At 38.4% G+C, this 13048-nt stretch carries 11 protein-coding genes; 5 read left to right on the plus strand and 6 right to left on the minus strand.

Going from position 1 to position 13048, the window contains the following annotated elements:
• Positions 1-230 precede the first annotated feature (230 nt).
• The 6 genes from A8L44_RS11090 to A8L44_RS11115 all read right to left on the minus strand — a co-directional run bounded on the left by A8L44_RS11090 (position 231) and on the right by A8L44_RS11115 (position 7440).
• The gene (locus A8L44_RS11090; protein ID WP_066105770.1) at positions 231-902 is read right to left on the minus strand and encodes a TcaA second domain-containing protein; all 672 of its coding nucleotides are present in this window, start codon (positions 900-902) and stop codon (positions 231-233) included.
• A 973-nt stretch (positions 903-1875) separates the two neighbouring features.
• Positions 1876-2448, minus strand: coding sequence for a DUF6944 family repetitive protein (locus tag A8L44_RS11095; RefSeq protein WP_066105773.1), 573 nt, complete (start codon positions 2446-2448; stop codon positions 1876-1878).
• 117 nt (positions 2449-2565) lie between these two features.
• On the minus strand, positions 2566-4203 hold the full coding sequence (locus A8L44_RS11100; protein WP_066105777.1) for an SH3 domain-containing protein: 1638 nt from the start codon (positions 4201-4203) through the stop codon (positions 2566-2568).
• Between the two features lie 324 nt (positions 4204-4527).
• Positions 4528-4716 (minus strand): N-acetylmuramoyl-L-alanine amidase family protein, encoded by a 189-nt coding sequence (locus tag A8L44_RS11105; RefSeq protein ID WP_175354284.1) that lies wholly within the window; start codon positions 4714-4716, stop codon positions 4528-4530.
• Positions 4717-4730: 14 nt separating this feature from the next.
• Positions 4731-6365 (minus strand): SH3 domain-containing protein, encoded by a 1635-nt coding sequence (locus A8L44_RS11110; RefSeq protein WP_066105784.1) that lies wholly within the window; start codon positions 6363-6365, stop codon positions 4731-4733.
• 319 nt (positions 6366-6684) lie between these two features.
• Positions 6685-7440, minus strand: a complete 756-nt coding sequence (locus tag A8L44_RS11115; RefSeq protein ID WP_066105787.1) for an SGNH/GDSL hydrolase family protein — start codon at positions 7438-7440, stop codon at positions 6685-6687.
• A gap of 148 nt (positions 7441-7588) precedes the next feature.
• Between A8L44_RS11115 and A8L44_RS11120 the strand changes: the two genes are divergently transcribed.
• The 5 genes from A8L44_RS11120 (at position 7589) to A8L44_RS11140 (ending at position 12995) form a co-directional block, all read left to right on the plus strand.
• On the plus strand, positions 7589-8332 hold the full coding sequence (locus A8L44_RS11120; protein ID WP_066105789.1) for a YveK family protein: 744 nt from the start codon (positions 7589-7591) through the stop codon (positions 8330-8332).
• Positions 8322-9020: a CpsD/CapB family tyrosine-protein kinase gene (locus tag A8L44_RS11125; RefSeq protein ID WP_066105791.1), complete on the plus strand. Its 699-nt coding sequence runs from the start codon at positions 8322-8324 to the stop codon at positions 9018-9020. Before A8L44_RS11120 ends, A8L44_RS11125 begins: the two co-directional genes overlap by 11 nt.
• An 85-nt stretch (positions 9021-9105) precedes the next feature.
• Positions 9106-9870 carry a tyrosine-protein phosphatase gene (locus A8L44_RS11130; RefSeq protein WP_066105794.1) on the plus strand — a complete coding sequence of 255 codons (765 nt, stop codon included), beginning with the start codon at positions 9106-9108 and terminating at the stop codon, positions 9868-9870.
• 363 nt (positions 9871-10233) lie between these two features.
• A complete protein-coding gene (gene galU, locus A8L44_RS11135; protein WP_066105797.1) occupies positions 10234-11109 on the plus strand; it encodes a UTP--glucose-1-phosphate uridylyltransferase GalU in 876 nt (291 codons plus the stop codon).
• Between the two features lie 56 nt (positions 11110-11165).
• Positions 11166-12995, plus strand: a complete 1830-nt coding sequence (locus A8L44_RS11140) for a polysaccharide biosynthesis protein (RefSeq protein WP_066105800.1) — start codon at positions 11166-11168, stop codon at positions 12993-12995.
• Positions 12996-13048: the final 53 nt, after the last annotated feature.

Raw genomic sequence — 13048 nt, forward strand, 5'->3', positions numbered from 1 at the left:
TTTATATGGAAAAACGAATCATAAAAATGGGCTTTCTTCTACAATATTATCGAATGTTCGTTTTCTGTGCTTGATTCAAACTTCCTATTTGTAAAAGTATACTGAGAAGTTTTAACAATATAATAAGAGAATAGACCTAAGTTTCTTTTTTGTTGCTTATGATATTTCAGTATATATTTGTAAAGAATGAAATAAAAAAAGACAAAGACCGATCTTTGTCTTTCTTATCATTATTCATTTGTATCCAAGCCGACTTCCTCATCATTTAAATTCATGTTGATTTTCTCATCACTATTCCACAAAACAACCTGCTTCTTTTCATTGATATCCGTATCATTTGTTTTCAATTTTGCCTCGACTTTGTATTCTCCCGGTAGAAGGGGACCGACTTTCTTTTCATAAATGACTTCGTTGGCCTTAACGACTTGTTCACCATTCACCATTAAGGTGGCATGCTTAGAATTTGTGGTAATCGTCAGATAAACTGGATCGATTTCAATTGAATAGTTGTCGGGCAGCCAGGAATTTGTATTCTTTTTCAGTGTTAAAAATCCTTCAATCCTGGGCTGTTCCTTACCTGTTTTGGATGAATCATCATCATAATATCGGGATTGTTCATGGAGAACTGTCAGAAGGCTTTGGGTGTAATCAGGATTTTTTTGAAGGTAATCCATCAAGATTTTTGTATTTTCTTCGTCAATAACTAGGTCTTCATTTGATGAGGTTAGGATCCGGGAGAGCTGACGTACATTTTGATCGGCGAGAGCGGTCTCAACTTTTTTGACAAGAGTATCCTTATCGAGAAACGGTCCCTTTATAAAATAAAAGCTAACGAATAAAAGGACAGTGAGTATAATCATTAGGGATATTTTTAATAGTGGGGATATTTTTAGATTCGCCATTTTCCTCACACCACCTTTAGGATTGGGTCATAAGTAACGGTTACTTACTTCTACTATATCGGCATATTGAAGATAATTTCAAATAATACATATTGAATTTTTTATGACAAAAGACAGTAACCATCTATATGTATAGTATACTTTCAACCCGGAGGAGTTAGAAGATTAAATTAATCAATCGATTAATGAATAGGCCCAAATAAAATAATCACCCGTCACGATACGGATGATTGGTTACTTGAAAGCAACAATTGAGGAAAAGTGAGAAAGTAAATAAAGCGGTGGCTAGTATATTTATCTTTTTAGAAGTGAACAGAGGAAAAGACCTTTAACCTACGTTCCTGCCCTACAAATATACTTGAGGTAAGGAACCATCCGATTGGCGATGATTAAAATGTCCGACGCTGACTGACTGCATTCAGGATAAAGATCTTTTCTTGTTTAGAAAGCATTCTCCAACTGCCTGCTCGGATTCTCATAGTTTCGCGCCTCCCTTTTTATACATAATTTGGAATAATTGTACTCTATTTATACCGTAAAAAGCACGAAGTGAAACAAAACAAATACCAACAAATAGTCATTTTAAATGAAATGGTTAGCCAGCAACTGTGGAAAAGTGATAGGGAAACCTGTATAACGGCTATCTGAATAGCAGAAGGTGTCGGTAAAAAGTTTAAGAAATTTAAAAAGAACGTTTATTAGGGGATTAGACTTATTGTCATCATGGGAATCTTCTCAAGTGATACGATAGCAGCTATTTCTTTCCGACATATTCTATAAACCAACTCCCACTATCCATCAAACTTCAGGAAATCTTGTTGTCCAGAATATACTGTCGCTAATCAGCTCGTCATCTAGCGGAGGGCAGAGAAAGTTGGTCCCGATATATACCTCTATTGGATTCTCCGCTTTTCTCCCTACTATTTAAAGCTATTCCTGTATGTAAAAATGTCCTCCTCCAGAGGAGGGCATCTTATTCGTTAATACCTGGTTTATTTTCATGAGCTTCCTCGAGTTGTTGACCGATGGCGGATAGAACAGCGCCAACGGCTTGAATCCAGCTTCCCAATGCAACATAGAATTGTCCCTCCTGCTGGTCATTAACTTGAATTTTAACGCCGAATGCTTGAATGACACTCCCAATGGTCTGAAGAATATTACCGATCAAAATTTCTGATGCTCCTAGAGTAGTATTATCGCCTAATTCATCAGCTGCACTGACTCCGCTGCCTAATGCCTGTAACAAATTACCCTGAATCGCAATATTCGTATTGGTAGGTTCAGGGAAATCAACAGCAATCCCTGTAAAAGATTCCAAGGAACCAATACTGGATAATACACTTCCTGTATATTCAAGTGAGAACTGATTATCTTGTCCGTCTGCGGCTAAGCCGGCACCGACTGCTTCCAGTGCATTCCCGACTAAATTAAGTTCTCTTTGTATTTTGTTTGATAATCCAGTGTTTGGAGTAGAGCCTATGGCTACAACAATGGCTCCGACAGCCGTCAGCCAGGCTCCAATTATTTCTTTCAATTGATTTGACACCCTATCACATCCATTTATGGATAATCGTTATAGTGTATTCTGAGGATTTAGTGATGGATTGGATTTTAGTGAAAATTAAAAGCCTCCGAGGAATAATCGGAGGCTTCAGGCTGGACGTTATTTATTTTTGAAATATACATTTAAGCCATTTAAAATACCCTGTGCTGCTTTTTTGTGATAGCTGGTTTGGGAAATGGTTTTTTCTTCGGTTGCATTTGAAAGGAATCCGAGTTCGAGCAGAGCGGCAGGTTGTTTATTATCTCGTATGACTCGATAATTACCATATTTAACTTTGCGATTTTTCAAGCCAGTAGCTTTAATTAATTCACCATGTATGGCATTTGCCAAGGTGCTATTATGATGATAAAAAGTTTCTATTCCCGATGCTGATGGTACATTTGGTGCATTATTATAATGAATGCTTAAAAACGCATCTGCTTTTTTAGAGTTACTGAGTGCTGCTCTGTCTTTTAATGAAATTACGGTATCATTACTGCGTGTCATAATGACCGTTGCACCGGCATTCCTCAGTAGGGTAGCTAGTTGATTGGCCGTACTTAGATTAATATCCTTTTCCATTGTTTTTAATTTTACACCAATAGCTCCCGTTTCTGAGCCGCCATGACCAGGATCAATAACGATGATTTTTTCCTTCACACTCTTATATACCAGTGTTTGGCTTGGAATCCATCCAATCTGACCGGATGTCAGCTTGACCTGCGTAAAGTTGCCCTTTGTAGTAAGTTTTATCACACTAGTGTTTTTAGCAACTGAGGCTAAAATAGTAGATTTAGAGTCAGCCTCCTTATACAGGGAGGTGTTGGCGGTAGTGTAAAGGTACTCTGTTGCAGTTGATTCGGCCTTTTTAGTTGATATATATTGCATAGCAACCCAACCAACTTTACCGTTGGAGGTTTTGACTTTCCCCCAAGATCCACTTTTCTGTTGCAGAGTAACAGCAGCATTTTTCTTCACCGTGGTGATAACCTTGGAAGAAGTACTCGCTGAAGCGCGAACATTTAAGCTGGTTGCTGTGACATAGTAGGTACCGAGATTCGTCGTCGAAGTCACTGGTTTTTTAGTAGAAATATAGGATAAAGAAACCCAGCCAACTTTACCGTTGGAAGTTTTGATTTTCCCCCAAGATCCGCTTTTCTGCTGAAGAGTAACAGCAGTATTTTTCTTCACAGTCATGATCACTTTGGAAGAAGTACTCGCACTAGCGCGAACATTTAGACTAGTAGCTGTGACATAATATGTACCCAGATTTGTTGTGGCAGTCGTTGGCTTTGTCTTTGTCAGGCTTGAAGCAGGTACCCATCCGGTCACCTTTTTACTTAAATAATAGACTTTAAGCCAGTTGCCCTTTTGCCCTTTTACTGAAACGGCTGTGCCTTTCTTAATAGTCGCCAGAGATTTGGCAGAGGAAGAAGCTGTTTTTTTTATAGACAGGTTGTCTGTCTTTGCATAGCCAGTCCAGCTCACATAGGTAAGATAGGAACTCGAAACCCAACCCGTTTTTTTATCATATGTAATCTTGCTCCAGTTATTTTGTTCTGATTGAACAGTTACCACCTTGCCCTTTTTAATTTTCCCTACAATAGAGGATTTGGTCGACGGCTTAGAGCGGACATTTAATGTGCTGGCGTTAACTTTAGATGAGTAGCTGGCAGCATCTGCTTTCTCCGGTAACATAGTAATGAAAAATGATAGCATAATCAGCACACTGACAACTTTAATAGAGAGTTTCCTCAAAATATCACCTCTTACATAAACTATTCTATTATTTAATCGGACAAATCTATCAAATCTAATGTCTTTCTTAAAGAATATGAAATAGATTTTTTCCTTATGGAGCCTAAAGGCCCATATATTAAAATATAATAGAAGGCTAGAAGGGGTAAATAAGAAAAAGGTGTTAATTATGTAAGGAATTTATAAGTCAAAAAGCACCCGAAAATCAAACTGCATCTAAATATGTTAGAAGTGTCTAACAACTGGGGCGCAGTTCAAAATAGGGTGCTTTTTATCTATAATCTTCGGCTTCCTTTGAATAGGAGGCTGCAAATTAAAATGTTATTATTTTTGTTTGAAATATACATTCAACCCATTATAAATTGCCTGGGCTGCTTTTTTATGATAGTTGGTTTGAGAAATGGTTTTTTCTTCGGCTGCATTTGTCAGAAATCCAAGTTCTAGCAAGGTAGCTGGTTGTTTATTACTCTTGATGACTTGAAAATTACCTTGTTTAACTTTTCGATCTTTCAACCCTGTTGCTTTAATCAATTCACGGTGTATAGCATATTCTTTTCCTTCGTTTTTAGCTTTACCCCAATAGCTCCCGAATCTGATCCGCCATGCCCTGGATCAATAACGATGACTTTCCCCCTCACACTTTTGGAAACAATCAGTGTTTTGCTGGTAATCCAACCAATCTGGCCGTATGTTAGTTTTACCTGTGTAAAGCTACCATTTGTATTCAGTTTCATCACACTAGAGTTTTTTACAACTGAAGCCAATACGGTAGATTTTGAGTCAGCATTCTGATATAGAGAAGTGTTGGCGTTGGTAACCAGGTACTCCGTTTTATTTGATACTGGCTGTGGTGTTTTCGTATTAACCGGTTTTTTAGTTGAAATATGTTTCATAGCAACCCAGCCGATACTACCGTTAGATGTTTTCACTTTTCCCCAGGTACCGCTTTTTTGCTGAAGAGTAAGGGCAGCGTTTTTCTTCACAGTCGTGATGACTTTGGAAGAAGTATTCGCCTTCTCGCGTACATTCAAACTGCTAGCTGTAACATAATAGGTTCCTAGGTTCACAGCCGGTTTTTTAGTAGAAAGATAAGAGAGACTTACCCAGCCGACTTTACTGTTTGAAGTCTTCACTTTCCCCCAAGTACCGCTTTTCTGCTGAAGAGTCACCGAAGCGTTTTTCTTTACTGTTGTGATGACCTTAGCTTTAGTGTTGGCTTTCTCACGAACATTCAAGCTAGTGGCTGTCACATAATAGGTACCAAGATTCGCAACCGGTTTTTTAATAGAGATATAAGTCAGGGATACCCACCCAACTTTACCGTTAGAAGTTTTTACTTTCCCCCAAGATCCACTCTTCTGTTGAAGAGTAAGGGCAGCATTTTTCTTTACTGTAGTGATGGCCTTGGATTTTGTACTAACTTTCTCGCGAACAGTCAAGCTGCTAGCCGTCACATAATAGGTACCAAGATTCGCAATCGATTTTTTAGTGGAAATATAGGTTAGGGAAACCCACCCAACTTTACCACTGGAGGTTTTAATTTTCCCCCAAGATCCACTTTTTTGCTGAAGCGTAAGAGAGGCGTTTTTCTTCATAGTTGTAATAACCTTTGCTTTTGTGCTCGCTGTTGCACGTACATTCAAGCTGGTAGCCGTGACATAGTAAGTTCCAAGATTCGCGTTAACGTTTTCGGGATTTGTTTTGGTTAGACTTGAAGCAGATACCCATCCAGTCACCTTTTTACTGGAATAATAGACGTTAACCCAGCTTCCCTTTTGCCCTTTTACTGTAACGGCTGTCCCTACTTTAATAGTCGCAAGAGATTTGGCAGAGGAAGAGGCCGTTTTCTTAATGGATAGGTTATTTGCTTTTGCATAGCCTGTCCAATTGGAATATGTAAGATATTTGCTCATTACCCAGCCGGTCTTCTTATCGTATGTAATTTTGCTCCAGTTATTTTGCTCAGATTGAACTGTGACCACTTTTCCTTTTTTGATTTTTCCGATGACAGAGGATTTGGTAGTTGCCTTGGAGCGGACATTTAGGACATCAGCGTTGACTTTAGATGTAAAGCTAGCGGCATCTGCTTTCTCTGGTAACAGAGAAATGATAAATGATAGCAAAATCAGCAAACTGGCAGCTTTAATAAAATATTTTCCCAAAAGTTCTTTCACCTCTTTTTTATTTATTCTTTTCTTTTCATCGGATGAATGAAATAAATTTAAAGAGGTTTGTTAAAGAATGTAAAAAAATAGGATGAAAATAGTGTTTTTTATCTTTTAAACGTGCAGTATCTCCTGAAATGTGAGGAGAAAGGATGAATGAACTGTAGATTTTGTTGATAACATAATCGGTTAGACTCAAAACAAGAAACACCCAAAAATGGGTGCTTAGGAGATTCTCGTCTTCAATTATTGGCAACTCTATAAGTTTAATTAATATAAAATCGAAGGTACCATATCTATTCTTCAGAGCTTCTTATTATATCCCAAATAATATCAAGACCTCTTTACTCCAAATCTCAATCCCTTTTTCGTTTGGAGCACTTTTATCTGATTTCAGATAATCCATTAATTCAGCTTCATCTGGCCAAGCCTGCCAATGATCAATATATGTATAGTGCTCCTCCGCTGCGAATTCCTTTAGGGCGTCTACTTGTGTTGAATAGATGGGACCATTTGGGATAGGATGAGTAGGCATAAGAATCACGGAAAGATCCTCATTGATCGATTGTAATTCTTCAATGATAGTAGAAATATTATCGTGGTTATCCTCCACTTCAACATTGCCATTATCAGCTAGAGTCAGAGCTTCTAGAATAAGAACATCAGGCTTGGCATCCTGATAATTACTGATTAAGCCTTCTTCTATTAATTGAGTTGATGTGCCGTTGAAATCTATGAATGATACAGTAACATCCGACTCAAATGACCTTTGCAACTCTTGACTGATTGTTAACCCTAACCCGCTTTTTTGATCTCCCAATGCTTTCGATCCGGCTATCAAAATATTAGCTTTTTCATGCTTGCTGATCGCTTTTTCGAGAGCGCTCTTCAGGTCATCCTCTTTAACATTCTCAAAAGGTGAAGAGGTCTTCTCCTCTTTTTTTGGTTCAGCTTGCTCTTTTTCATTTTCCGTGGCAACTGTTTGCTCAATTTGGTTGCTCCAGTAGGTTTGCCCGAAAACTAGAACAAGGACGGTGAATATTGTAAGTAAAAGCATGGTAATATATTTCATTTTTCTTCCTCCGAGTCGACAAATAATTTCACTTTATATGTATATATTACATTTTATTAGAAAGAATTAAATAAAATTTCCAAAAAAACTGATGAAATTTTCCGAATTTGTTGTATAATACTTAATATTATGTTAAACGGAGGATGAAATGGAAGAAACTATTAGTTTGAAAGATTTGTTTGAAACCTTAAAAAAACGTGCATGGTTCATTATCATGATTACCGTTTTGGCAGTGTTAATAAGCGGAGTATCCAGCTTTTTTATTTTAACTCCAATCTATCAATCTTCTACACAGCTGCTTGTTAATCAAGCGAAGGGTGAAGAAGCCGCATATAACTACAATGAGGTTCAAACGAATCTACAACTCATCGAAACATACAATGTGATCATTAAAAGTTCGGCGATATTAGATAAGGTGATTCAGGAATTGGATTTGAACCTTTCTACAAACCAGCTCACAGATAAAATCACGGTAGCAAGTGAACAAAATTCTCAGGTGGTTAATTTATCAGTCACGGATGAAGATCCGCACATGGCTGCAAAAATAGCTAATACGACAGCAGAAATCTTCAAAGAAGAAATCGTCGATATTATGAATGTAGACAATGTAAGCATCCTTGCGAAAGCAACGGTACCAGAGAATGCTTCACCGATTAAACCGCAGCCACTTCTCAATATCGCGATTGCCATGGTTGTTGGATTAATGATTGGTGTGGGAATTTCCTTCTTAATGGAGTATTTAGATAACACGATTAAGACGGAGCAGGATATCGAACGAATTCTGGATTTACCGGTGATTGGTGTCATTGGTGTAATTGAAGAAAGCAATGTGCAAATGGAAGGATATGCAAGGACGAAACGAGCAGGAAGAGGTGAGCAACATGGCGCGTAAGAAGAGCAGACAGTTTGGAAACAGCAATCAGCGAAAGCTCGTTACCTATTTGGAACCAAAATCACCGATTTCGGAGCAGTTCCGTACATTAAGGACTAATATCCAATATTCCTTTATAGATGAAGAGATGCAAACGATTATGATTACATCTTCTGGTCCCACTGAAGGAAAATCAACAACAGCTGCTAATATCGCCGTAGTGTTTGCCCAACAGGGGAAAAGGACATTATTCATAGATGCCGATCTGCGTAAACCTTCTTCGCATTATACGTTCTCGTTTACGAACAACGTGGGATTAACAAGTGTATTGACGAGACAAATAGAGTTAGGTAAAGCAATCCAGATTGTAGAGCCTTTGGGTCTACATGTGTTAACAAGCGGACCGCTTCCGCCAAATCCTGCTGAGTTATTATCATCAAAATCGATGAATGAATTGATTAATCAGACGAAGGAAGACTTTGACATCATCATCGTTGATACCCCGCCGATCACAGCCGTTACAGATGCACAAATCATTGCGAATATTTGCCAGGGAGTCGTACTCGTAGTGAGCAGCGGACGGACGCAGGTGGAAGATGCTGTCAAGACGAAAGAACTTTTACTAAATACCGGTACTAAAATCCTGGGTGCCGTTCTTAATAACAGAAAAATGAAGGATAATACGTACTATTATTATGGTAAAAAATAGGTAAGTTGCTAGACTTTTACAGTAAATGTTAGTAAGATAGATTCATTGATTGGAATAATTATACAAGAAGGGGTTGCTTTACAAAATGATTGACATACATAGTCATATCTTGCCAGGTGTAGATGATGGCGCACAGAGTTTAAAAGATTCAATGGACATGGCAAGGCTCGCTGTCAGCGAAGGAATCAACACAATCATCGCAACCCCACATCATAAAAATGGTGCATACGAGAATGCGAGAACAAACCTATTACCCGAGATTGATCAATTAAATGAACATTTGGAGAAAAACCAAATTCCATTAAAGGTTCTCCCAGGCCAAGAGGTCAGGGTGTACGGTGAATTGCTCGAGGATCTGGAGCAGGGTTTGATTCAAACAGTAAACCATTCCTCTTATCTCTTGATTGAATTTCCTTCAAATCATATACCAAGGTATGCAAGTACATTATTTTTTGAACTTCAACAAAAAGGTATTAATCCAATACTGGTACACCCGGAACGGAATATGGCCATTGTTGAAAATCCAAATCTCCTCTATGAATTTGTCCAAAAAGGTGTCAGTACACAGCTTACATGTGGCAGTATCGCTGGTAAGTTTGGCAAGAAAATCAAGAAAGTATCGATGGATTTACTGTCCTCAAACCTGATTCATTTCGTTGCATCAGATGCACATAATGTCTCAACCAGACAGTTCTGGATGAATGAAGCATTGGATGAAATAGAAAAACAATTCGGAGTGGATCAAATCTATTATTTTGAAGAAAATGCAGAGTTACTCATTAGCGGGCAGACAATCATGAGAGAAATGCCACAGCCAGTCAGACAGCGTAAGTTTTTAGGGCTATTTTAATGATGAACCCAAGTAGGTGATGCCTCCTAACCTTTATCAAGGGAGACACTCGGCCGTGCTGTGGGAGGTAGAAAAGCTTCCTTAGATGCAAGTCATCAGTAGGATGGTGTGAGGGTGGGTTAGATGCCCATGTTTTTTTAAATTCATGTGAATTGATTATAAGTGTGTATAAAAAATTAAAAATAGCTATAAAAAACGTGCGATTAATTACCCCTAATATTGATTATGAAACATAGTAATTGTAATTGTCTAATAATTTTTAATTGTTTTTTGATAATTGAGAATTTATACCTAATTATTTTCCCTGAAAATGTAAAATTTATGATTCGTTATATATGGTAGTTGTGAAAAGGAGGCTATACCTTGCAAAAAGTTAGAAAAGCAATTATTCCCGCTGCTGGACTCGGAACGCGATTCCTGCCGGCTACAAAAGCAATGCCGAAGGAAATGCTGCCAATTGTAGATAAGCCGACGATTCAATATATCGTTGAAGAAGCAATCGAGTCTGGGATAGAAGATATCATTATCGTAACCGGTAAAGGGAAGAGATCCATCGAGGACCATTTCGATCATGCGTATGATTTAGAGAATAACTTGATGGAAAAGGGCAAGTTTGATCTTCTCGAAAAAGTACAGGCTCCTTCCAAGGTTGATATCCATTATATCCGTCAAAAAGAACCGAAAGGACTGGGCCATGCAATCTGGTGTGCTCGTAATTTTATTGGAGATGAACCATTTGCTGTCTTACTCGGTGATGACATTGTCCAAGCGGACAAGCCTTGCCTTCGTCAATTGATGGATGAATATGAAAAAACATTTTCTTCTATTATAGGTGTGCAACATGTCCCGATGGAAGAAACCCATCGATACGGCATTATTGAACCGATGGAACAAAACGGACACCGCTATCAGGTGAAGAGATTTGTGGAAAAGCCGAAAAAAGGAACAGCTCCTTCTGATTTAGCTATTATGGGTCGTTATATTTTACGTCCGGAAATTTTTACATTCCTTGGTGAGCAAAACATAGGGGCAGGCGGAGAGATTCAGCTGACAGATGCGATTCAAAAGCTGAATGAAATCCAACGAGTATTTGCCTATGATTTTGAAGGAAAACGATATGATGTGGGGGAAAAATTAGGCTTCATTGAAACCTCAATTGAATTTGCACTTCAGGATGAATCCTTGCGTAATGATTTATTATGCTTTATGGAAGAAAAATTAAAAGTGATAAAAAAATAAACTAATTGGAGATAGACCGGACACGTAGCGGTCTTTTTTAGAGGAGAGGTTTGAACGTGACATACATTAAAAGGTTGACCACATTGATACTAGTAGACTCCATTATCGTGCTAACGGCTATTTATTGCAGTTACCTTGTCCTCCACCCGTATTTGGATATTTTCAAAATGGAAACCTTATTAATAACCTCTCTGGCATTGTTAATCAGTCATCATGTATATGCATTTATTTATAAACTTTATAACAAGGCATGGGAATATGCGAGTATCCGAGAATTAGTTGCGATTGCCCAAGCTGTTACGTTAACGATTGTAACAACAGCTATCATTCAAATGATTATTTTCCAGGATATTTATATACGGGCATTAGGGATAACCTGGATGCTCCATATCTTGTTGATTGGCGGTTCACGTTTTTCTTGGAGAGTATTCAGGGGCCGTTATATAGGCACGAATGATCTTGCAAAGAAACATACGTTAATTATCGGAGCCGGTGCAGCAGGAACGATGGTAGCTAGACAGCTGCTTCAAAAGGTAGATACTGATTTAGTACCTATAGCTTTCATTGACGACGATCCATATAAACAAAGACTCCAAATTCATGGGTTACCGGTAGTAGGAGGGACATCAGATATCTCAATGGCTGTTGCCTTACATGAGGTTGAAGTCATCATTATTGCAATTCCTTCTCTATCGAAGAGTGAAATAAAGCGGATTTATGAAGAGTGCTCGAAAACGATGGCGAAGGTTCAGATTATGCCAATGATTGAAGAGATTATGTCAGGCAATGTCTCAGTCACGCAGTTTAGAGATGTAGAGGTTGAGGATTTATTGGGCCGTGAACCAATTCAATTGGATATTAGTAGTATTTCTGAATATGTGGAAGGAAAAACTATTCTAGTTACAGGTGCGGGAGGATCAATTGGTTCTGAAATATGCCGTCAAATATGCAAATTTACTCCAGGTAAACTCCTGTTGCTGGGGCATGGAGAAAACAGCATTTATTTAATCGATATGGAATTAAGAAAACAATATGGTAAATCTATTGAGATAGTTCCGATTATTGCAGATATACAGGATCGAAATCGGATTTTTGATGTGATGGATGAATACAAACCAGATGTTGTTTACCATGCGGCAGCGCATAAACATGTGCCGATGATGGAATATAATCCGAGAGAAGCTGTTAAGAATAATATTCTTGGTACTCGAAATGTCGCAGAAGGTGCAGATACATTTGGTATTGGCACATTTGTGATGATATCCACTGACAAGGCAGTAAATCCTCCTAATGTAATGGGGGCAACGAAGCGCTTTGCTGAAATGATTATTCAGAATTTGGCAAAAGAAAGCAAAACAAGGTTTGTTGCAGTACGTTTTGGGAATGTACTGGGAAGCCGTGGCAGTGTTATTCCATTATTTAAGAAACAGATTCAAGCTGGCGGTCCTATAACGGTTACACATCCTGATATTACGAGATATTTTATGACGATCCCGGAAGCTTCGAGGCTTGTGATCCAGGCCGGTGCTTTGGCTCGTGGGGGAGAAATATTTGTCCTTGATATGGGTGAACCAGTAAAAATCGCTGATTTGGCTAAAAATCTAATCACTCTTTCAGGCTATTCGGTAGATGAAATTGGAATACAGTTCTCTGGCTTAAGGCCTGGTGAGAAGATGTATGAAGAGCTTCTTAATGAGAATGAAGTTCAGAAAGGGCAGGTGTTTCCGAAAATCTTTATTGGGAAGGCCGAGCCGATGGGGAAACGGGAGTTGTATCAAGTAATTGAGACACTTCTTGATAAGGATTTGGTGGAGATGAAGAATACGCTTTTGGAGATTGCTAATACGAAGTTTAGTGAGAAGCAGTCGTTGGTAATTGGTAGTTAAGAATTATTAAGAATAATACTAAGTCTATTCATAGACCACAATTCAGATTGTCA

The organism is Bacillus sp. FJAT-27986 (genome assembly GCF_001685035.1).
GTDB lineage: Bacteria > Bacillota > Bacilli > Bacillales > Pradoshiaceae > Pradoshia.

Bases quoted from the DNA above. Each gene is read 5' to 3' on its own strand.
- A8L44_RS11090 (WP_066105770.1), bottom strand. From the start codon at position 902: ATGGCGAATCTAAAAATATCCCCACTATTAAAAATATCCCTAATGATT.
- A8L44_RS11115 (WP_066105787.1), bottom strand. From the start codon at position 7,440: ATGAAATATATTACCATGCTTTTACTTACAATATTCACCGTCCTTGTT.
- A8L44_RS11120 (WP_066105789.1), top strand. From the start codon at position 7,589: ATGGAAGAAACTATTAGTTTGAAAGATTTGTTTGAAACCTTAAAAAAA.
- A8L44_RS11125 (WP_066105791.1), top strand. From the start codon at position 8,322: ATGGCGCGTAAGAAGAGCAGACAGTTTGGAAACAGCAATCAGCGAAAG.
- A8L44_RS11130 (WP_066105794.1), top strand. From the start codon at position 9,106: ATGATTGACATACATAGTCATATCTTGCCAGGTGTAGATGATGGCGCA.